Below are 16,515 nucleotides of genomic sequence, written 5' to 3' on the forward strand. Positions count from 1 at the left end.
GCTGCTCCGCATCTGCGACGTCCACGACACGCCGATGGCGACGACGCGGATGAGCGCGGAGTTCCTGCTCGACGGACTCGCGGTCCGGGACAACTAGCCGCCCCGGGTTCCGTTCAGCGTCCGGCAGTCGGCCCGGACGAAGGGCCGGGCGGGGCGGGGCGGGGCGGAGACTGATTATCCGAAAATCGTGAATCGGTCTGCGGCCGCCGTTGTCGCCGTCGTCAGGGCTGGTTCGGAAGTTCCTCGTACGGCTGCACCACGACGAACCCGTCGTCGCCGTCGAACGTCAACTGGTAGCGCTCGTTCGAGGACTGCCCGACGAGGTCGCTGAGGCTGCTGTTCGTCTCGATGTTCGGCGAGAGGTTCTCGCTCCAGGCGACGGTCGCGTTCGGGTCCGTCCTGACCGGCGGCGTCAACACGAGCGGGTCGCCGTGGGTGGTGATGGCGGCGGTTCCGGGGCCGGAGAGGAACACGTTCGTCAGCCCGGCCGCCGAGGCGCCGCCGAGGCTCCCGATGGTGCCGATTTCGTACGAGACGCTGTCCTCGAACGCGAGGACGTCCGTCCCGTTCACGGAGATGGCCTCGTCGGCGTCGAGCGACAGTAACTGGATGCGCTTCTCCTGGTCGGCGAGGTACACCGATCCCTGCCCTTCGATCTGCATCACCGGCGTCCCTTCGCTCGTCGCCTTCTCCTTCAGGAAGCCGGTGAGGCCGCCCTCGGCGGACGACTTCCCGGTGAACGACAGGTCGCCGTCGAACGCGACCATCGACCCGGCCTTCGCGACGACCGTTCCGTCGACGTCGACGTCGAGCAGTTTGCTGTTCTCCAGTTCGAACCGTTCGCGGCCTTCGGTCGGCGCGTTCTGCTGAACGAAGTCTTCGAGTTCCATGTTGGTTCACGAGCCGCGTGGAGGGCTCTACGGCACCGGTCACGAACCATCACCAAAATAGCTGCGCCACGGACGAACGCCTAGTACACCTTCGAGCGACAGGAGACCCTTGGTCTCTCACAACGACACCCCGGAGTCCATATCTCTACCAGGAGAGCCCTTATTACGGACATTCTGAACAGATAATTCAGAGAAATGGCTGCATCCGCCCAGGAACAGAAGGATACCGTTGAAAATCAGAAACCGCATTTGCGGTCTCAGGTGAGGCTCGTCAGGAGTGAGTCGCCGTGGGACTGATTCGGATGACGAAGTACCGGACGCTGCTGCTGGCGACCGTCGGATTCAACTTCTCGTTTCTCATCTGGTTCTCGTTCGCGCCGTTCACGGGGCCGATGGCCGAGGAGTTCGGGCTGTCGCTCGCCGAAATCGGCGTGCTCTCCAGCGCCGCCATCTGGCTGGCGCCGTTCGGCCGGATGCTCACCGGGTGGCTGTCGGACAAGTTCGGTGCGCCGACCGTGTTCGCCATCGTCCTGGGGTACGTCGGCGTGTTCTCGATGGCGAGCGCGTTCGCCGAGACGTACACCGTGTTCTTCGTCGAGCGGCTCATCGTCGCGACCGCCGGCATCACGTTCGTCATCGGCATCCAGCACGTCGCGGAGTGGTTCGACGAGGAGAACCTCGGGCTCGCCGAAGGCATCTACGCCGGCGTCGGCAACGCCGGCGCCGCGGCCGGGGCGCTCGTCCTGCCGCGCGTGTTCGGAACGAACTGGGACGGGCCGCTGTTCGCGACCAACTGGCGCGCCGCGTTCTTCTACACCGGCGTCGTCGCGGTCGTGCTCGCGGTCGTCTACTACGCGTTCGGCGAGGCTGCGAAGGACGAACAGACCCGCCAAGCCACGAAGGACGGCGCGACGCTCTCGGAGTGGCTCCACACCGCGACGCGGTACGGCACCGTCGTCCTGGCGTTCGCGTACGTCATGACGTTCGGCCTCGAACTGTCGATGAACGGCTGGCTCGCCACGTACTACCGCGAAGGGTTCGGCACCGACAGCCTCGTGCTCGCGAGCACGTTCGCGGGGACGTTCTCCATCGCGGCGGGGCTGCTGCGCCCCGTCGGTGGCTACGTCAGCGACCGGGTCGCCCGCGAAGAGCGCGACATCCTCCCGGTGTTCACCGGCCGGTACCGCGAGCAGTGGACGTTCGTCGCCCTGTCGTTCGTGGTCGTCGCGATGTTCGGGATGACGCTCGCCGGCCTCTCCGGAGACGTGCTGGTGGCCGTCGCCGCCGGCTTCCTCGTCGGGATGGGCTGTGCGTTCGCCGAGGGCGCCATCTTCGCGCAGGTCCCGGCGATGTTCCCGAACAACTCCGGCGCCGTGGCGGGCGTCGTCGGTGGCGTCGGCACCGTCGGCGGCATCGTCTACCCGCTCGTGTACGCCGCGCCGCTCCTCCCGAACCTCCACGTCGGCTACGCCGTCGTCGCCGCGTCGATGATACCGATTGTCGCGCTGGCCGGGTGGGTGTTCCAGCCGCACGTCGCCGCCGAAGCGACGACCAGCGGCTTTCTCGACCGGTCCGACTCCGGGGCGGAGCCGAGCGACGACTGAGGGAAATCGACAGTTACGGGCTTCAGCATGCGGGGTTGGCACCGCGTCGACGCCGCGTCGGCACCGCGTCGTCAGCGCACCGTCGGCTCGCTGACCGGTTCGGCGAACGCGACGGTGTCTTTCACGTCCGTGATCTCCACGTCGACCTGGTCGCCGGGCTGCGTCCCCGGCACGATGACGATGAAGCCGCGCTCAACCTTCGCGATGCCGTCGCCCTGGTCGCCGAGCGTGTCGATGGTCACCGACCGCGTCTCGCCCTCCTCCACCGGCGCGTCCTGCGTTCGGCGGGGCGGCGCGGACCGCTGCGGCTCCGTCGAGTCGTCTTGCTCCGGCTCGGCCTCGGCGTCGCCGGCGTCGGCGTCGCCGTCCTCGTTCGGCTTCTCGGCGGCGCTCGGAAGCAGCGCGACGCGGTACATCTCCCCGTCGGAGAGCGACCCGTTCTCGACGAGGTCGGACGGAATCGGGACGACGTAGCGGTCACCGTCGGCCTCCAGCGGCGCCTCGTACAGCAGTCGAAGTGAATCTGAGATATCTACCATTGTCCCCCCTACGGGTCGAATCGCTAAATTATACCGGATTCGTTCCGAGGGGTGCGAGCAGAAAGGAGTCCGCTCACCAGCCCGACAGCGCAGCAGCGGCGCCGCCCGAGGTGCGCTGACTCGACGCGAGTTCGAGTTTGAAGCCGCCGTCGTCGGCGCCGGACACCGTGACGTCGTCGACGCAGCGGCGGTACTCGCTGACGTGCTTGCCGGAGCGGCGGAGCCGCGTCGCCTCGGCGAGCAGGTCGGCGTCGGTGAGCACGTCGAGTTTCCGGTACACCGTCGACAGCGGGACGTCGCAGGCGTCGGCGAGTTCGCTCGCGGACAGCGCCTCGTCGCCGGTCGCGCCGAGAATCGCGCGGCAGTCCGGGTCGCCGAGCACGTCGAGGTACTCCTGGACGGCCGCCGCAGAATCGACCGTCGCCCCGGTCCCAGCACCGTTCACGCCGCGCGCACCGACCGCCGCCATCGAAGATTGGCTCATACTCCTACGGAGGAGCCATACCCCCACCAGTGTTGACCATCGATATCAGGGGCCCTTTATCAGTGACACCGACGGAACCGTCGACCGTGTCCGGGTCCTCGCCGGAGTTCGTGCCGCCGAGCGCGCCGCGGACTCACGCCGACGTGAACGCGGTTTTCGGGACGGCGCCGCCGCAGACGGCGCAGCCGTGTTCGACGAGGGCGGCGCGGATTTCGGCGTCCACCGCGATAGACGTCGCGCAGTCGGGACAGACGAACGTTTGCTCACGGCGGTGCATCGATAGTTGACCGGACGGCTCTCTCGGATATAGCCGTCCCGCAGGTTCCCTCGGGGTGAGAACGCCGGGCGACCCGCGCGTGCGCGGCGAGAGATGGTCCGTTCTGTCGAGACCACGGGACTCAAGACGCCCGGACGCCTGGACTCCGGTACGAATGGCGTCCGGTATCCGCGCGACGGTGTCGTTCGCTGCCCCGGACGGCTGCCCCATCGCCGCCGCCTCGACCCGCACGGCGTCGCCGATTACGCAGGTGTCCACGAGCGTCTCGGACCCGGACGCGCCGTGCAGCGTCACCGAGTTCATCGCGGAGACCGACAGCGTCGATGGCAGCGGCGCCGACGGCGAACCGGTGTTCTCGTACGGCGCCGCGAACCTGTTCCGGACGACGCACGACGGAGGAGACGCCGACGACGCTGAGGACGCTGACGACGACGCTTACGACGACGCCGGTGGTGACGACTCCGACGCCGGCGGCCGGTGTCCGTGTGAGTGTCTCGGGGCGTTCGGCTGCCCGGTCCACCGCTACGTCGCCGAGGACGGCGACCTGACGCTCGTCTTTCACGCCAGCGACTTCCAGCAGCTCCAGGCGGTCATGGACGAACTCCGCGACCGGTTCCCGTCGGTTGACGTCCAGCGGCTGTTACAGCCGCCGCTCGAAGGGTCCCCGGAGGAGCGCGTGTTCGTGAACCGCGGCCGGCTCACCGACCGGCAGCGGGAGGTGTTGGAAGCGGCGTACGAGCGGGGGTACTTCGAGCGGCCGAAGGGCGCGAACGCGACGGAAATCGCGGCCGACCTCGGCATCTCGCAGTCGACGTTCACCGAACACCTCGTGGCCGCACAGCGGAAGCTCCTCGAGGACGTGCTGGACTGACGCGCGAGGCTCGCGCGGAACTGCTTACACTTACATACCGGGGTGTCCGATGACCGATATGGCACTCGCCCAGGAGACCGAGATGACTGCGTCGGAGGTCGACGAGTTCCTCGGCGCGAAGGAGACGGGTGTTCTCGCCCTCGCCGACGGGGACGACCCGTACGCGATTCCGGTTTCGTTCGGCTACGACTCGGCGAACCGGTCGTTTTACATGCGGCTCGTGTCGACGCCGGAGAGCGAAAAGCGGCAGTTCCTCGCTTCCTCGCCGTCCGCCCGGCTCGTCGTGTACGAGAAGGCGAGCGAAGGGGGCGAAGAGGAGGCCGACGAGACGCGGACGTACCGGAGCGTCGTCGCGACCGGGTCGCTCGAACGAATTTCGCCGGACGAACTCACGGTCGACGAAATCGAGCAGTACGGCGCGGCGAAGCGGCCGCTGTTCGAAATCTGGGGGAAGTCGAAAGAGGACCTCAACATCCAGCTGTACGAGTTCGTCCCGGAGAATCTGAGCGGCCGCCGAACCGAGGTTCCGCCCGACTCCGCCGAGTGAGTCGGCTCCGGCGTGCGAGTCGCGACCGGCGGGAGCCACGGAGGCCACGTCGGGTCCGTCGCGGCCTAACAGGGAGAGAAGTTCTTCGCGGCGACGGACGCCGAGCAGATCGGGCAGCCGTTCGTCAGGATGGCCTCGCGCATGGGGCTGTTGATCTCGATCTGCTGGCCGCATTCGGGGCAGCGGAATTCGTATTCGTCCATGGGTGTCGGCTGCGTCGTGGCGGGTTCGGCGCTGCAGTGACCGGCGGGGCTCCGTCGCCGACGGCGGTTCAGGCGGGCGGCGACCCGCACCGACCCGTTTGTGAATTCCACCACGCGTCGGACTATCAGGGTGTCGGTTTTTCCCACCGGTTCGGACCGCCGACCCGAACCCAGGTATATAAACTACCCCGGATACTGGGGCTGTCAATTGGTCCCCCGTCCCCGCCTTCACTGTAGTATGAGCCAGGTTCCGACGTCCGCGCCGCGCCAGCACAGCACCGAACAGCAGCCCCGCGAACTGGTGCTCACCGACGATGAGGAGGTCCAGGAGGTGCTCGACGTGCTCGACGACGACGCGTGCCGCGACATCCTCGACGCGACCGACGACGAGCCGCTGTCCGCGAACGAGGTGTCTGACGCGTGCGACCTGCCGCTGTCGACGACGTACCGGAAACTCGAACGGCTCACCGACGCGGGCCTGCTCGACGAACGCGTCCGCATCCGCCGGTCGGGCCGGCACCTGAGCGAGTACGTCCGGCTGCTCGAAGACGTCGTCATCTCGCTGGACGCCGACGGCGCGGTCGAACTGCAGGTGTCGAAGCGCGCCGCCGCGAACCCGTACGCGTCGCCGGCGCCGAACGCGCGGAACTGACCGCGGCCGCACGGCCGACGGACACGCGACCGCTGCGACTCCCGATTCCTCGGAGAATCGTTCTTTTCTACATGGTTACCTGCGCTGCCCCGTCATGCTGTCGCGCTTCGACGCTGGCACGCTTCGACGCCGCCACACGCCGATATTGACACAATTTTCGTCGAGTTACCACGTCCCCGGGAGCGACGGTGTCGAACGCGAGTCAGTGCGTCGCTATCGCACGGTTCCTTCCCGCCGGGTGAGAATCAGCGGCTCGCTATATGGGAGGATAGCGCGTCTGTGCAACTGAAGGTGTATTAGACATGGCAAACACTCTCGGAAACGGCGTGAACGAACTGGAAAGCAAGGTCGGCGGCCGCACGGTCCACGCGAAGGTCCACAGCCTCAGCGCGTGGTTCGTGCTCGCGCTCCGACTCATGATGGGCTACGCGTTCGCGTACTCGGGCTTCACGAAGCTGACGGCGGCCGAGCCGTTCTCGGCCGGCGGCTACCTGGCGAACGTCGCCGCGACGAACGGGAACCCGCTCGCCGACCTGTTCGCGTGGATGGGGTCGACGCCGTGGTTCGTCGAGTTCGCGAACGTCGCCGTCCCGTGGGGCGAACTGCTCATCGGCCTCGGGCTGCTCGTCGGACTCATGACCCGGCTCGCCGCGTTCTTCGGCGCGCTCATGATGCTCCTGTTCTACTTCGGGAACTGGGAGATCGAGCACGGCCTCATCAACGGCGACTTCGCGTACATGCTCGTGTTCCTCGCCGTCGCGGCGTTCGCGGCCGGCCGCATCCTCGGGCTCGACCAGTACGTCGAGAACTACCGCGTCGGCGGCGAGCGGCTCGTCGAGAAGTACCCGGCGCTCGAATACGTCCTCGGGTGACTCCAGGTTCACCCGTTCCGGGGGTGCTACCGCCGGCCGCCGGCGTTCGCCGGCCACCGGTATTTTACCGCTGACCACCGAACACTCCGGAAACCAGCGGTCGGCCAGTCGTTCTCACACCACCCATGAACCTGAAATCAGCCAGTATCGCCGCTGCAGCCGGCCTCACCGCGGCGCTCGGGCTCGAACCGTACTTCCCGCGCGGCGTCGTGCCGTACCTGCTCGGCGGCCTGCTCGTGGGGCTGGGCGCGGCCATCATCTACCTCACCACCGGCATCATCGCCGGCGCGAGCACGTTCCTCGAATCGACGCTGTCGTACGTCTCGGACGTCCCGCGGTTCAACCGCGCGTCCTACGTCCGGTCGCGCGACTGGCGGCTCGTGTTCACCGTCGGCATCGTGAGCGGCGCCGCCGTCTACGGGCTCGTACTCGACCCGGGCGTCTGGACAACCGACGTCCAGTGGTGGCGGCTGCTCGGCGGCGGCGTCCTCGTCGGCATCGGCACCCGGCTCGGGAAGGGCTGTACGTCGGGCCACGGGGTCTGCGGCGTCGGGTCGCTGTCGAACACGTCGCTGGTGAACGTCGCGACGTTCCTCGCGGTCGCCATCGGGACGGCGCAGCTCGTCGCCGCGCTCGGGGTGGCGCCGTGAGCGACGACCGGTCCAGTCCGCTGGTGCTGCCCGCCATCTACCTCGGCGGGCTCGTCTTCGGGTTCGGGCTCGCGATTAGCGGCATGGCTCGCCCGGAGGTCGTCCTCGACTTCCTGCAGTTCGACGACTTCGGCCTCCTGTTCGTGATGGGCGGCGCGGCCGTCGTCACCGGCGTCACGTTCGCCGTCGGGACGCGCTACCTCGACCGCGCGCCGCTGACCGGGCGGCCGTACACGCGGCGGCTCAAGGAGTTCGACCGGAACGTCGTCGCCGGCGGCGTCGTCTTCGGGGTCGGTTGGGGCGTCTCCGGCATCTGCCCCGGCGCCGCGTACGCCAGCGTCGGCATCGGGAACCTCCCCATCCTCTGGGCCATCGCCGGGATGTTCCTCGGCGCGTACGTCCACGGGTACGCGCGGTCGCTCGGCGGCGACGCCGCGGGCGACGCGTCCGCGAACTGAGCCGGCTCCGGAGCCGGGCCGCGTCTCGATACGGCTCCCAACACCCCAGTATTGTGGTTTCTGTGCAAACACTTTTGCCGGCGTACGGCTAACTCTCGGCAACGATGGCTGACTCGATGAGCGAGATGCTCCGGCGGGACATGGAGTGTGAAGGGCTGCTGGAGTGTTTCCACGGCCTGAAAGAGATCGACAAGGAGGTGTTCCGGCTGCTGAACGACCGCGACGAGCCGCTCACGGTCGACGAAATCGCCGAGCAGATAGACCGCGAACGCTCGACCGCCTACCGGGCGGTGCAGCGGCTGCTGCAGGCCGGATTCCTGCAGAAAGAGCAGGTGAACTACGAGCAGGGCGGCTACTACCACGTCTACCGGCCGCGCGGCGCCGAGGAGATCGCCCAGGAGATGCAGCGCACCCTCAACGACTGGTACGCCCAGATGGGGCAGCTCATCGGGGAGTTCAGCGAGAAGTACGCCGACGAGCCCGAACCGACCGCCGCCGAGTCCTGAATCAGTCGCCTGAACCGCAGGGTGCAGGAAACACGCTCCCGTAGCCGGGTCGTAGAGTTCGCTCGCAGGAACAAACCGAGCTTCACGCACGGAGAATCTTGACCGGAAGCGCCGAATATGGCAGCAAGCGGGTCGCTACCGAGGACTCGGGGTTATCGTCGAATGACGCCGTGAGAGAATGGGCGCTGCAGGCTTCCTATCGAGCATCGAAAGGTCCGCCCTCTCGCGGTTTCTCCCGCGTGAGACGCAGCCTGTGTAAGGTTCCTGTTAGGTTCAGGTTCGCCACCTCGAACCATGAGTCTGGAACCAATCGAACCCGACACCGCGTTGGAACTCTACCTCGCGGACAAGGACAACGAACTCGCCGACGCATCGCTCAAAGCCCACAAGTACCGCCTCGGCCACTTCATCCGCTGGTGCGACCAGCAGGACATTGAGAACCTCAACAATCTCAGTGGGCGTCAACTCCAGCGCTACCGCGTCTGGAGACGCGACGAGGGCGATCTCTCGCCGGTCTCGGAGAAAACCCAGATGGACACCCTTCGCGTGTTCATCCGCTGGCTCGAAACCGTCGACGGTGTCGAGCAAGACCTCAGTGAGAAAGTCCTCTCGCCGAACATCACGCCCGAGCAAAATTCTCGCGACGTGATGCTGGACGATGATCGTGCCACCGACGTTCTCGCCCAACTCGAGAAGTACCACTACGCGTCGATCGAACACGTCACGATTGCGCTTATGTGGCACACGATGATGCGTATCGGTGGCGTTCACGCACTCGACCTTGACGATTATCACCCGGACGAACAGTACGTCGAAGTACGGCATCGGCCCGAGACAGGAACACCGATCAAGAACCAAGGGGACGGCGAACGGCTGGTCGCTCTCTCCGACGACATCTGTGACCTCCTTGATGACTGGATCGAAACTCAGCGTCGCGACGTCACGGACGAATATGGCCGTAAAGCACTATTGACGACTGCTCAGGGTCGGCCCTGTAAGTCGACGCTTCGGGTCTACGTCTACCAGTGGACCCAACCCTGCCGATAGGTGCAGAATGTCCTCACAACCGTGACCCGGATAGTTGCAAGGCGACAGACCGCGACCATCTCTCGAAGTGTCCGTCGTCGGTAAGTCCTCACGCTATCCGTCGCGGAAGTATCACACACAGTCTGAACAACGATATGCCCGACAAGGTCGTCAGCGACAGAGCGAACGTCAGTCAGGAAGTGATTGATACACACTACGATCGGCGGACAGAACGTGAGCGGATGGAACTGCGGAGAGACTACCTCGAGGACTTGTAGTTCCTCTGTCTCCATTATCCATCTTAGATAAATCTTGCATTTGGGGGGTGGCAATATTTTCTTCTATATGTGACGTGTAGGAGTTCTACAAATACCGCACGTATCACGTTCCAACTGGGGAAATTGCGGAAATTGCGCTCATCGAGTCGTCATACGTGTATGAGTCCATTGCCGAAGAGGACATTGGATTACGCGTTCAGTTATTGTGATCTATTAGTAGACCGCTCTATCATGAGTACACGTAAATCCAGAGTTAATCCTCGACAGTTCATCGAGCATCTACTTCAATTTCGGTATCGAGAAGTGACAATGGTGCTCGCGACGCTTGCAGTTCTTACGAGCACGATTGTCTTTTTCCCCGGATTGCAGAACGTAACGAAGGGTGTGCAGTCGAACATTTCGACAGAACTGTTTCTGTTATTCGCTATCGTCGCGATTGTCGCCGGGGTCGTGAAGGGGATGATAGGCTTCGGGTACGCACTCGTTACGACGCCCATCTTCGCGTCTGTCATTGACCCGACGCTCGCGGTGGTTGTTCTCGCAATCCCGCCTTGGATGATCAATATGTTCCAGATTGGCGAGACCAAGACCGGGATCTCGTTCATCCGGGAGGAATGGATTCTCATCCTGCTGGCAATCGTCGGGTCAATCACTGGCGTCTATTTCCTTGCACAGTACACCGCTGGACCGATTGTCCCGTTCCTTATTGGGGTGATTATCCTCGCATACGTCGTGTTCCAAGTTGTTCAGAACTTTGTGACAATCGAAGAAGCACACCACCCAATCGCACTCAGTACCGCTGGCTTCCTCGAGGGATTCTTGCTCGCAGCATCCAACCTTGGTCCACTACTCCCGGCGTATTTCCATACGTTTGAGCGTGACACCGAGCGCTATATCGGCGGGCTCTCTATGGTTCTAGGAATTATCTTCACGGTCCGCATTCTTCAGATGACGCTTTTCACTGATCTCATGACGACCTACCGACTTTGGCTTGGATCAGTTATTGCAGTCATCACGATTATCGGCCTACTCATCGGAACCTATCTGCGGCGGCTCGAGGTCGACGAGCAGAAATTCAATTGGTTCGTCATCAGCCTGCTGTTCGTTATCTCGCTCAACATCTTTCGGAATACGATCCCGAAGCTTTTCTAGCGCGTTAGGGGTTGATATACGCGTATCCCTCGTTCTGGAGACGTGTTAACTCGCCGACGCCCGATGATACGAGTTCGACGCCTTCGATGAGGTCATCTTCTGAAACGTCGGTGCCTTCGATTGTATTGCTGCATTGCTTGGCTGTCACACCACGGTCGATCAAGTCCATGATCTGTTCGCGCTGCTGGGACGTAGCTTTCAGGAGTTCCAGCCCGCCGCTATTCGCGACAAGTGCGACGGCTTCGATGTCGATGGTTTCGTCATCCAACAGATTCGCGATGTTCCCGACGACACGAGCGTGAAGTTCTGGATCGTCGTTCGAGTGGTGAAAGACGGCTTTCATCCCGGTTAGTATCGTGAAGCCATCTTCAAAACATTGCTTTTGTGCGACGAAATCACTTCTTGCGTCGCTGTTCCCGGAGATCCTCGGCTCGAAGTTCGCCTTTTGCGTGCCACGTCCGCGGCCGACACGCAATGATAATCGTGCTGAGATAGAAGAGTCCGACAATCACGAGAACCAAGGTACCTGCAATCATGCCGATTGCTGCACTCTCTACCCACGGCTCGGGAGAGAATGCTGTAATTCGGACGAGCCATGCAGCAAGCAGTATCCCAAACAGTGGCAGGTACACCCGCCGAAGACGGTGAGCGATTGCCTCTTCAGCGCTGATTTTGATGGTCGGCGCTCGATAGTCTTCGCTGAGCTTTTTTCGCCAGTCTGGATCAACGACGCCAGCTGATGGATCGAGTCCGTACGCCCAGACGTTCTCTTGGAGTATCCGAACTCGCGTGCGCCAGATTTCGTACCCACGATAGCGACGCGCCTCAATCACAAGGAAGACTGAGAGCGTCGCCACTCCAATAAGGAGGATGTAGTGAGGGTTGTTCGGGCTAGAGAACGCCCACGTGATAATCGCAGCCATGACAATAACGGCCCAGTTTGTCGTCCGGTCGAGGCGCTCCCGCCAGAGTTTCATCCGATGGATCTCGCCCCGATACAGGTGCGCCATTGCGGAACTGGGGCCCATCTCTTCGTCCAGTAATCCTTCACCAACGTCTCGATACTCGGGGTCAGTCGGGTCTACATCTTTCGAGGCGGGTCCAGTCATCGATAGCAAGTAGAAGTGAGCATATTACTGTCCGTCTGTAGTGTAGCTAGGCTCCCGGCAGTTCGTCGAGGACGCGTTCAAACCGCTTCCGCACGTCTGCGGCGATCGAGTCCAGATCAGGGTTATCGACCACGGAAAGCATAACTTCAGGATCGACTGCACTCACGCCGATTTCACCATCGTCAGTCTCGTACACGACGACGTTACAGGGGAGAAGCGTCCCCAACTGTAGTTCTTCTTCGAGGGCTTGATGCGCAAGCGGCGGGTTGCACGCACCGAGGATTCGGTACTGTCGAAACTCCTCGTCCAGTTTCTTCTTGAGTGTCTGTTGGACGTCGATGTCACAGAGAATCCCGAACCCCTCCTCGGACAGTGCATTCGTCGTCTGATCGATTACCTCATCGAACTCGCCATCAACGCGCTTGTCCAGAGTATAGGACATACTATCCAATATAACTACCTTGCTAATAGGTATTGCGCCTGACCGGTAACGGAGAAAAGACAGTTACTGCGAATCGGCTCGATGAGGCATGTATAGTCACCGCTTCAGGCCGCTTGAGCGGTCTGGATAGTACCAGTGGTCTCAGATTGCCAGCCGTTGATTCCTCCGATCATTCGCTTTGCATCGAAGCCGTGTTCACGGAGTCGGGCCGCAGCAATCACGGCAGTTGACCCACTGAAACAGACCACGGCGATCTCCTGGTCATCAGGCATCTCTGCTGCTGAGACGTCCAGACCAATGAAGTTCTTTCCTTTGAGTTGATCGTAAACCGGGAGATTGTAACTCCCATCGATGTGTTCTTCATCGAAGCTGTATGCTGGCCGAATGTCAAGGATGAACACGTCGTTAGGGCGGGACTTCACTTCTTCCGGAGAGATTGTAGTATTGGACAATACAAGCAATGCTATACAATACCAATTCATAAACCTCACGCATGGGGCTCGACCATACGCTTCCCTGTGCCTACGACCGGAACCGAAGAAACTTCAGAATTAGATGAGGAGCTGGATGTCGGCGTCGGCCATATCCTGGATAGCCGTTGCGGCACCGACACCTGTCGTGACGCCGTCGTAGAAGTCGTCCTCGTCGTAGTCCATGAGGTCGATGGTCATCTGACACGCTTGGAACTCGACACCCATCTCGAGCGACGTGTCGATCAGTTCCTCGATCGTAGCCGTGTCGTTGTCCTCGATCCTCTTCTCCATCATCTTCGTCGTCACGCGGTCCATCCCAGGGAGCGCAGCGACGGCATTCGGAACCGGCATGTTAGGGTTGCCGACCGAACTCAGCTGTAGGTTCTTCGAGCGTTCCTCGTGGAGGATGTCGAGCCCCCAGAACGTGTGGAAGACGGTAACCTCGTATCCGAACGCGGCGGCCGTGCTCGCGAGGATGAGCGGCGGGTACGCCATGTCGAGCGTGCCCTTCGTGGCGATGATGCTCATCTTCTTGCTGTCGTCCTCGGCAGTGGCCTCGGCGAGCGCGTTTTCGAGTTCGTCAACACGCGCGGCCAGTTCCGCCCGCGATGGTGCGTCGTCGGATGACGTGTCAGGGGTGTCTGTACTCATCGTCACTCGGTCTTGCGCACGTAGTGCGTGTACACGTCCTCGCCTTCCTGCTGATCGACCAGTTCGACACCGTCGGTCGTGTCGGCCCAGCCGCCCAGGTCGCTCATGCTACCGGGATCAGTCGCAAGGACCTCGAGGATCTCGCCTTCAGCGAGCTGGTCGATACTCTGCTTCGTCTTGACGACCGGCATCGGACAGTTCTCGCCCTTTACGTCGAGAGTCTCGGTGGCTTCGTACTGCGTCATGGTATTGACTTCACTACCCAATATTGGGTGGCATTAGAAAAGCGTGTCGGTAGTAGTTCATAGATACAGCAATATCCACACGCGAGTTATTAAGAATTTTGCCCTATTCACGGTTAAAAGGCGATTCTACCGCCAATAGTGTTGTATGGTAGATGCACTACTATACAAAGCCTTATTTGTGAGCAGTAGGTAGGTGAGGATGACGATGACCGAAAAGGAAGAGTCCGACTCGGACGAAACGGTCGCATCAACGACGCCAATCGAACTTAAGGAGCGCATCGACAGCGGCGAGGAGGTATTCATCCTCGACGCGCGTTCGGAGAGTGACTTCGAAGAGTGGCACATAGACGGCGAAAACGTCGAGATCGTGAATTACCCGTACTTCCAGTTGCTCGACGGTATTCCCGAGGACCTTCATGTTGAACTCCCTAACGACCAGCGCATTACGGTTCTCTGCGCGAAGGGCGGATCGAGTGAACTCGTCGCCGAAAATATCGACGAGGACGGCTACAACGTAGATCACCTCGCACGTGGCATGAAGGGCTGGGCGCGCATCTACGAGTATCAGGAGTTCGACGTGGATGGCGACGCCACAATCGCCCAGTACCGGCGGCCGTCCAGTGGCTGTCTTGCCTACCTCGTCGCTTCGGACGGCGAGGCAGCCGTTATTGACCCACTTCGGGCATTCACCGACGAATACGAGCAGGACGCACGCGTCCTCGGTGCCGACCTCGTGTACGCGCTCGATACGCACATCCACGCCGACCACATCTCCGGTGTCCGCGACCTCGCCGACGAGACCGCCGCGACCGCCGTGCTTCCTGAGGCGGCCGTCGAGCGCGGCGTTGAGTACGACCAACCCTACGAGACTGTCACGGACAGTGACACGCTCTCCCTCGGCAACACGGAAATTGAGGTCATCTCGACGCCCGGCCACACGAGCGGAATGACTGCGTACAAAGTTGGTAACGTCCTGTTCACGGGCGACGGTCTCTTCACGGAGAGTGTGGCTCGCCCGGACCTCGAGGACCCTGAGGCTGCGAAGGATGCAGCTCGGACGCTGTACAAAAGTCTCCAAGAGCAAGTCCTGACGCTTCCCGAGGATACGATCGTCGCGCCCGCTCACTTCAGCGACTCGGCGACCTCGAACGACGATGGAACATATACGGCGGAACTAGGGAACCTGGTTGAGCGGATGGAGGCACTCAACATGGACGAAGACGAGTTCGTCGAATTCATCGTCGCCGACATGCCGCCGCAGCCGGCGAACTACGAGGACATCATCGCGACGAACCTCGGCCAGCAGACTCCTGATGACGAAGAGGCGTTCGAACTCGAACTGGGTCCGAACAACTGTGCTGCGAGCGAAGAGGCGCTGACGAACTAACGATGGAGACACTCGTCCCACTACTCGCAGTCGGTGATCTCTTTCCGCGAGGTATACTGCCGTACCTCCTCGGCGGGTTGCTCGTCGGGCTCGGCGCGGCGGTCATCTATCTCGCAACCGGGATCATCGCGGGCGCAAGTACGTTCCTCGAGTCGACGCTGTCATACGTCTCGGATGTTGACCGGTTCAACCGGTTCAAGTACGTTCAGTCACGGAACTGGCGGGTCGTGTTCACGCTCGGCATCGTCAGTGGTGCCGCCATCTGGGGACTTGCCCTCGCCCCCGATCCAACGATCTGGACGACTGATGTCCAGTGGTGGCGGCTGCTCGGCGGCGGTATCTTGGTAGGCGTCGGGACTCGTCTCGGGAAGGGCTGTACGTCCGGGCACGGCGTCTGCGGCGTCGGCTCGCTCTCGAACACGTCGCTCGTGAACGTCGCGACTTTCCTGGCGTTCGCCATCGGAACCGCACAACTCGTCCAAGCACTGGGGGTATCACCATGAACAACGAGACTCGAAGCCCGTGGTTCCTCCCCATCATCTACGTCGGGGGAATAATCTTCGGCCTTGGGCTGGCCATCAGCGGGATGGCTCGTCCGGAAGTCGTGCTGGACTTCCTCCAGTTCGACGACTTCGGTCTCCTGTTCGTGATGGGTGGCGCCGCTGTTGTCACCGGTATCACGTTCGCTGTGGCGACGCGCTTCCTCGATCGGGCGCCGCTCACCGCCAGCGAGTACACGCGACGCGTCAAGGAGTTCGACCGCAACGTCGTTATCGGAGGCGCCATCTTCGGCGTCGGATGGGGGGTCTCTGGAATCTGCCCCGGTGCGGCCTACGCCAGCTTCGGGGTCGGCAACTACCCCATTCTCTGGGCAATTGCGGGGATGTTCCTCGGTGCGTATGCCCAGGGGTACGTCCGCTCGCTCACAGGCGACAATACTGGAGGCAGCTAACCCAATGGTTTCGCACTCCTACAGAATCGACGCAGGCCAGTAGTATTGTGTAATAATGGAATTACAAAACAAGACAAAGGAGGTCGCATAACATGTTCGGACTCGAGAGTATGAACGGTTCAGTACAGGCTGTCGCCACCGTGGGACTCGTCCTTTCGGAGGCTATCGCCCTGTACGTCGTGTACGGTGCGCTCAGTAGTACGGTCGGATCAGCTGTGATTGACGCCGTCGGGGGTGCCTAAAGATG

Annotated in this window: 24 protein-coding genes and 2 pseudogenes; 15 read left to right on the forward strand and 11 right to left on the reverse strand. The window is 62.2% G+C overall.

What is annotated here, in order from left to right; genetic code table 11:
* Positions 1-97: pseudogene (locus ACQUST_RS14170) on the forward strand (methylglyoxal synthase); the annotation flags it as partial.
* Positions 98-221: 124 nt separating this feature from the next.
* On the opposite strand, the gene ACQUST_RS14175 reads toward ACQUST_RS14170, so the two are convergent.
* Positions 222-890, reverse strand: coding sequence for an AIM24 family protein (locus ACQUST_RS14175; RefSeq protein WP_435129951.1), 669 nt, complete (start codon positions 888-890; stop codon positions 222-224).
* Between the two features lie 302 nt (positions 891-1,192).
* On the opposite strand from ACQUST_RS14175, the gene ACQUST_RS14180 reads away from it, so the two are divergent.
* Positions 1,193-2,494, forward strand: a complete 1,302-nt coding sequence (locus tag ACQUST_RS14180; RefSeq protein WP_435129954.1) for an MFS transporter — start codon at positions 1,193-1,195, stop codon at positions 2,492-2,494.
* Positions 2,495-2,565: 71 nt separating this feature from the next.
* On the opposite strand, the gene ACQUST_RS14185 is transcribed toward ACQUST_RS14180, so the two are convergent.
* The 3 genes from ACQUST_RS14185 to ACQUST_RS14195 all read right to left on the reverse strand — a co-directional run bounded on the left by ACQUST_RS14185 (position 2,566) and on the right by ACQUST_RS14195 (position 3,794).
* Positions 2,566-3,033, reverse strand: a complete 468-nt coding sequence (locus ACQUST_RS14185) for a TRAM domain-containing protein (protein WP_435129957.1) — start codon at positions 3,031-3,033, stop codon at positions 2,566-2,568.
* 73 nt (positions 3,034-3,106) lie between these two features.
* Complete coding sequence (locus tag ACQUST_RS14190) at positions 3,107-3,517, reverse strand: helix-turn-helix domain-containing protein (protein ID WP_435129960.1); 411 nt, start codon at positions 3,515-3,517, stop codon at positions 3,107-3,109.
* Positions 3,518-3,650: 133 nt separating this feature from the next.
* Complete coding sequence (locus ACQUST_RS14195) at positions 3,651-3,794, reverse strand: DUF7560 family zinc ribbon protein (protein WP_435129963.1); 144 nt, start codon at positions 3,792-3,794, stop codon at positions 3,651-3,653.
* A 154-nt stretch (positions 3,795-3,948) separates the two neighbouring features.
* Between ACQUST_RS14195 and ACQUST_RS14200 the strand changes: the two genes are divergently transcribed.
* Together ACQUST_RS14200 and ACQUST_RS14205 are read left to right on the forward strand one after the other, a co-directional pair.
* Entirely contained in the window at positions 3,949-4,665 is a 717-nt protein-coding gene (locus ACQUST_RS14200) for a helix-turn-helix domain-containing protein (protein WP_435129966.1), read from the forward strand.
* Between the two features lie 58 nt (positions 4,666-4,723).
* Positions 4,724-5,212: a pyridoxamine 5'-phosphate oxidase family protein gene (locus ACQUST_RS14205; protein ID WP_435129969.1), complete on the forward strand. Its 489-nt coding sequence runs from the start codon at positions 4,724-4,726 to the stop codon at positions 5,210-5,212.
* A gap of 65 nt (positions 5,213-5,277) precedes the next feature.
* Here the strand turns inward: ACQUST_RS14205 and ACQUST_RS14210 are convergent, their stop codons facing one another.
* Positions 5,278-5,415 carry a DUF7560 family zinc ribbon protein gene (locus ACQUST_RS14210; protein WP_435129972.1) on the reverse strand — a complete coding sequence of 46 codons (138 nt, stop codon included), beginning with the start codon at positions 5,413-5,415 and terminating at the stop codon, positions 5,278-5,280.
* 238 nt (positions 5,416-5,653) lie between these two features.
* Between ACQUST_RS14210 and ACQUST_RS14215 the strand changes: the two genes are divergently transcribed.
* The 7 genes and pseudogenes from ACQUST_RS14215 to ACQUST_RS14245 all read left to right on the forward strand — a co-directional run bounded on the left by ACQUST_RS14215 (position 5,654) and on the right by ACQUST_RS14245 (position 11,009).
* Entirely contained in the window at positions 5,654-6,067 is a 414-nt protein-coding gene (locus ACQUST_RS14215; RefSeq protein ID WP_435129975.1) for a helix-turn-helix domain-containing protein, read from the forward strand.
* A gap of 302 nt (positions 6,068-6,369) precedes the next feature.
* Positions 6,370-6,939, forward strand: a complete 570-nt coding sequence (locus tag ACQUST_RS14220) for a DoxX family membrane protein (protein WP_435129978.1) — start codon at positions 6,370-6,372, stop codon at positions 6,937-6,939.
* A 125-nt stretch (positions 6,940-7,064) separates the two neighbouring features.
* Positions 7,065-7,589 (forward strand): YeeE/YedE family protein, encoded by a 525-nt coding sequence (locus tag ACQUST_RS14225; RefSeq protein WP_435129981.1) that lies wholly within the window; start codon positions 7,065-7,067, stop codon positions 7,587-7,589.
* Positions 7,586-8,047: a DUF6691 family protein gene (locus tag ACQUST_RS14230; RefSeq protein WP_435129984.1), complete on the forward strand. Its 462-nt coding sequence runs from the start codon at positions 7,586-7,588 to the stop codon at positions 8,045-8,047. The genes ACQUST_RS14225 and ACQUST_RS14230 overlap by 4 nt, the downstream gene beginning before the upstream one ends.
* 104 nt (positions 8,048-8,151) lie before the next feature.
* On the forward strand, positions 8,152-8,553 hold the full coding sequence (locus ACQUST_RS14235; RefSeq protein WP_435129987.1) for a helix-turn-helix domain-containing protein: 402 nt from the start codon (positions 8,152-8,154) through the stop codon (positions 8,551-8,553).
* A gap of 294 nt (positions 8,554-8,847) precedes the next feature.
* Positions 8,848-9,857: pseudogene (locus ACQUST_RS14240) on the forward strand (tyrosine-type recombinase/integrase).
* A gap of 231 nt (positions 9,858-10,088) precedes the next feature.
* Complete coding sequence (locus ACQUST_RS14245) at positions 10,089-11,009, forward strand: sulfite exporter TauE/SafE family protein (protein WP_435129989.1); 921 nt, start codon at positions 10,089-10,091, stop codon at positions 11,007-11,009.
* A gap of 4 nt (positions 11,010-11,013) precedes the next feature.
* Here ACQUST_RS14245 and ACQUST_RS14250 read toward each other — a convergent pair whose 3' ends face one another.
* The 6 genes from ACQUST_RS14250 to ACQUST_RS14275 form a co-directional block, all read right to left on the reverse strand.
* Entirely contained in the window at positions 11,014-11,352 is a 339-nt protein-coding gene (locus ACQUST_RS14250; RefSeq protein WP_435129992.1) for a DsrE family protein, read from the reverse strand.
* 52 nt (positions 11,353-11,404) lie between these two features.
* The gene (locus ACQUST_RS14255) at positions 11,405-12,118 is read right to left on the reverse strand and encodes a DUF2270 domain-containing protein (protein WP_435129995.1); all 714 of its coding nucleotides are present in this window, start codon (positions 12,116-12,118) and stop codon (positions 11,405-11,407) included.
* A 46-nt stretch (positions 12,119-12,164) separates the two neighbouring features.
* A complete protein-coding gene (locus ACQUST_RS14260) occupies positions 12,165-12,560 on the reverse strand; it encodes a DUF302 domain-containing protein (RefSeq protein WP_435129998.1) in 396 nt (131 codons plus the stop codon).
* Between the two features lie 104 nt (positions 12,561-12,664).
* Positions 12,665-13,012, reverse strand: a complete 348-nt coding sequence (locus ACQUST_RS14265) for a rhodanese-like domain-containing protein (RefSeq protein ID WP_435130001.1) — start codon at positions 13,010-13,012, stop codon at positions 12,665-12,667.
* 99 nt (positions 13,013-13,111) lie between these two features.
* Entirely contained in the window at positions 13,112-13,684 is a 573-nt protein-coding gene (locus tag ACQUST_RS14270; RefSeq protein WP_435130004.1) for a DsrE/DsrF/DrsH-like family protein, read from the reverse strand.
* Between the two features lie 2 nt (positions 13,685-13,686).
* Positions 13,687-13,929, reverse strand: coding sequence for a sulfurtransferase TusA family protein (locus ACQUST_RS14275; protein WP_435130007.1), 243 nt, complete (start codon positions 13,927-13,929; stop codon positions 13,687-13,689).
* Between the two features lie 205 nt (positions 13,930-14,134).
* Here ACQUST_RS14275 and ACQUST_RS14280 point away from each other — a divergent pair, with 205 nt between their 5' ends.
* The 4 genes from ACQUST_RS14280 (at position 14,135) to ACQUST_RS14295 (ending at position 16,510) form a co-directional block, all read left to right on the forward strand.
* Positions 14,135-15,316, forward strand: coding sequence for an MBL fold metallo-hydrolase (locus ACQUST_RS14280; protein WP_435130009.1), 1,182 nt, complete (start codon positions 14,135-14,137; stop codon positions 15,314-15,316).
* Between the two features lie 2 nt (positions 15,317-15,318).
* A complete protein-coding gene (locus ACQUST_RS14285; protein ID WP_435130011.1) occupies positions 15,319-15,819 on the forward strand; it encodes a YeeE/YedE family protein in 501 nt (166 codons plus the stop codon).
* Positions 15,816-16,268 carry a DUF6691 family protein gene (locus ACQUST_RS14290; protein ID WP_435130014.1) on the forward strand — a complete coding sequence of 151 codons (453 nt, stop codon included), beginning with the start codon at positions 15,816-15,818 and terminating at the stop codon, positions 16,266-16,268. Before ACQUST_RS14285 ends, ACQUST_RS14290 begins: the two co-directional genes overlap by 4 nt.
* Before the next feature lie 92 nt (positions 16,269-16,360).
* Positions 16,361-16,510, forward strand: a complete 150-nt coding sequence (locus ACQUST_RS14295; protein ID WP_435130017.1) for a DUF7512 family protein — start codon at positions 16,361-16,363, stop codon at positions 16,508-16,510.
* Positions 16,511-16,515: the final 5 nt, after the last annotated feature.

The organism is Halobaculum sp. D14, from assembly GCF_051195135.1.
In the GTDB taxonomy this organism is placed as follows: domain Archaea; phylum Halobacteriota; class Halobacteria; order Halobacteriales; family Haloferacaceae; genus JBNTKA01.

Excerpts from the sequence above, each read along its gene's own strand:
- ACQUST_RS14195 (WP_435129963.1), bottom strand. The coding sequence starts at position 3,794 with ATGCACCGCCGTGAGCAAACGTTCGTCTGTCCCGACTGCGCGACGTCT.
- ACQUST_RS14180 (WP_435129954.1), top strand. The coding sequence starts at position 1,193 with ATGACGAAGTACCGGACGCTGCTGCTGGCGACCGTCGGATTCAACTTC.
- ACQUST_RS14295 (WP_435130017.1), top strand. The coding sequence starts at position 16,361 with ATGTTCGGACTCGAGAGTATGAACGGTTCAGTACAGGCTGTCGCCACC.
- ACQUST_RS14235 (WP_435129987.1), top strand. The coding sequence starts at position 8,152 with ATGGCTGACTCGATGAGCGAGATGCTCCGGCGGGACATGGAGTGTGAA.
- ACQUST_RS14290 (WP_435130014.1), top strand. The coding sequence starts at position 15,816 with ATGAACAACGAGACTCGAAGCCCGTGGTTCCTCCCCATCATCTACGTC.
- ACQUST_RS14285 (WP_435130011.1), top strand. The coding sequence starts at position 15,319 with ATGGAGACACTCGTCCCACTACTCGCAGTCGGTGATCTCTTTCCGCGA.
- ACQUST_RS14220 (WP_435129978.1), top strand. The coding sequence starts at position 6,370 with ATGGCAAACACTCTCGGAAACGGCGTGAACGAACTGGAAAGCAAGGTC.
- ACQUST_RS14200 (WP_435129966.1), top strand. The coding sequence starts at position 3,949 with ATGGCGTCCGGTATCCGCGCGACGGTGTCGTTCGCTGCCCCGGACGGC.
- ACQUST_RS14260 (WP_435129998.1), bottom strand. The coding sequence starts at position 12,560 with ATGTCCTATACTCTGGACAAGCGCGTTGATGGCGAGTTCGATGAGGTA.
- ACQUST_RS14270 (WP_435130004.1), bottom strand. The coding sequence starts at position 13,684 with ATGAGTACAGACACCCCTGACACGTCATCCGACGACGCACCATCGCGG.
- ACQUST_RS14250 (WP_435129992.1), bottom strand. The coding sequence starts at position 11,352 with ATGAAAGCCGTCTTTCACCACTCGAACGACGATCCAGAACTTCACGCT.
- ACQUST_RS14190 (WP_435129960.1), bottom strand. The coding sequence starts at position 3,517 with ATGAGCCAATCTTCGATGGCGGCGGTCGGTGCGCGCGGCGTGAACGGT.
- ACQUST_RS14185 (WP_435129957.1), bottom strand. The coding sequence starts at position 3,033 with ATGGTAGATATCTCAGATTCACTTCGACTGCTGTACGAGGCGCCGCTG.
- ACQUST_RS14280 (WP_435130009.1), top strand. The coding sequence starts at position 14,135 with ATGACCGAAAAGGAAGAGTCCGACTCGGACGAAACGGTCGCATCAACG.
- ACQUST_RS14245 (WP_435129989.1), top strand. The coding sequence starts at position 10,089 with ATGAGTACACGTAAATCCAGAGTTAATCCTCGACAGTTCATCGAGCAT.
- ACQUST_RS14175 (WP_435129951.1), bottom strand. The coding sequence starts at position 890 with ATGGAACTCGAAGACTTCGTTCAGCAGAACGCGCCGACCGAAGGCCGC.
- ACQUST_RS14225 (WP_435129981.1), top strand. The coding sequence starts at position 7,065 with ATGAACCTGAAATCAGCCAGTATCGCCGCTGCAGCCGGCCTCACCGCG.
- ACQUST_RS14205 (WP_435129969.1), top strand. The coding sequence starts at position 4,724 with ATGGCACTCGCCCAGGAGACCGAGATGACTGCGTCGGAGGTCGACGAG.
- ACQUST_RS14210 (WP_435129972.1), bottom strand. The coding sequence starts at position 5,415 with ATGGACGAATACGAATTCCGCTGCCCCGAATGCGGCCAGCAGATCGAG.
- ACQUST_RS14215 (WP_435129975.1), top strand. The coding sequence starts at position 5,654 with ATGAGCCAGGTTCCGACGTCCGCGCCGCGCCAGCACAGCACCGAACAG.
- ACQUST_RS14275 (WP_435130007.1), bottom strand. The coding sequence starts at position 13,929 with ATGACGCAGTACGAAGCCACCGAGACTCTCGACGTAAAGGGCGAGAAC.
- ACQUST_RS14255 (WP_435129995.1), bottom strand. The coding sequence starts at position 12,118 with ATGACTGGACCCGCCTCGAAAGATGTAGACCCGACTGACCCCGAGTAT.